The sequence below is a fragment of the Pseudoalteromonas sp. S3260 genome (genome assembly GCF_005886925.1).
Lineage (GTDB): Bacteria > Pseudomonadota > Gammaproteobacteria > Enterobacterales > Alteromonadaceae > Pseudoalteromonas > Pseudoalteromonas tetraodonis.
Genome location: NZ_PNCV01000273.1, coordinates 1 through 385 on the forward strand (window position 1 = coordinate 1; position 385 = coordinate 385).

At 36.6% G+C, this 385-nt stretch carries 1 protein-coding gene; it reads left to right on the forward strand.

Translation table 11 applies throughout. The features are described 5' to 3' along the window. The coding region (locus CWC14_RS18440) for a helix-hairpin-helix domain-containing protein (RefSeq protein WP_249928788.1) at positions 1-385 on the forward strand (385 nt) is incomplete at both ends.

A 385-nucleotide genomic window follows, 5' to 3' on the forward strand; every position in this document is an offset into this window, starting at 1 on the left:
CAGTTCTTAAAAAGTTTTGGTGAAGCGAATGTGCGAAAGTTTTATGAGTTAGGTTTATTATCAGATATTCCCGGTATTTACAGATTATCAGATTCCAGATTGAAGATTGGCGAGCTAGAGGGTTTCGGGAAAAAATCAATCGATAATTTATTCTCTGCTATTGAAGCGAGTAAGCAACAACCACTATACCGATTAATTTATGGATTGGGGATTCGTTTTGTGGGTGAAACAACGGCTAAAACATTGGCCAATGCCGTAACTCATTTACTCGATTTCGCTAATAAAACAGAAGAGGAACTCATGCAGTTGGAAGATGTGGGTACAAAAGTAGCCAAAAGTATTTTTGGTTTTTTTAGGAATGAACAGAATATAGCTATGCTGAAAG